The 531-nt window shown below is 29.4% G+C and carries 1 protein-coding gene; it reads right to left on the bottom strand.

What is annotated here, in order from left to right; genetic code table 11:
* Nucleotides 1-531 (bottom strand): RNA pseudouridine synthase (locus tag GQX97_RS14505; protein WP_198391284.1); only part of this gene is annotated, 531 nt, incomplete at both ends.

The raw sequence follows: 531 nt of genomic DNA, 5'->3' as shown, positions 1-531 counted from the left end.
GGTATTATGCTTTTTTCTATAAAAGAATTAAAAACTTTAGGACCGTATTTACCATATATTTTATCTCCAACCATATAGAGATTCTTTGAATGAAGATGCACTCTTATTTGATGCATTCGTCCTGTGTAGAGTCTTATTTTTAGTATGGCATAATCGCCTATTTTTTTTACAGTTTTAAACTTTGTCTTTGAATATTTTGAATCTTCAACATTTTCTTTATGAAGTATTTGATATCTTCTATAAAGTTTATCGCCTACCTCTTGCATATATCCTTCAACGGTAAAAGAATCTTCTATATCTTTAGCATTCTCCACTATGGCAATATAAGTTTTTTTTATATTATTATTATTTTTATTTGCAAGCATAGCACAAAACTTTGAAGCAACTAAAGAACCGCGAGAAAGTATTACACACCCGCTAGTCTCTCTGTCTATTCTGTTAATCATATTTAAATGACAGCCTAATCTCTCTTGCATGATTGTGTGTAAAGTATTGTAATAATATTTTCCAGATGGAATAACAGGCAAATTA

Origin of the sequence: Brachyspira sp. SAP_772, assembly GCF_009755885.1 — a bacterium.
In the GTDB taxonomy this organism is placed as follows: Bacteria; Spirochaetota; Brachyspiria; order Brachyspirales; family Brachyspiraceae; genus Brachyspira.
This window is presented reverse-complemented; position numbering and strand designations above follow the sequence as displayed.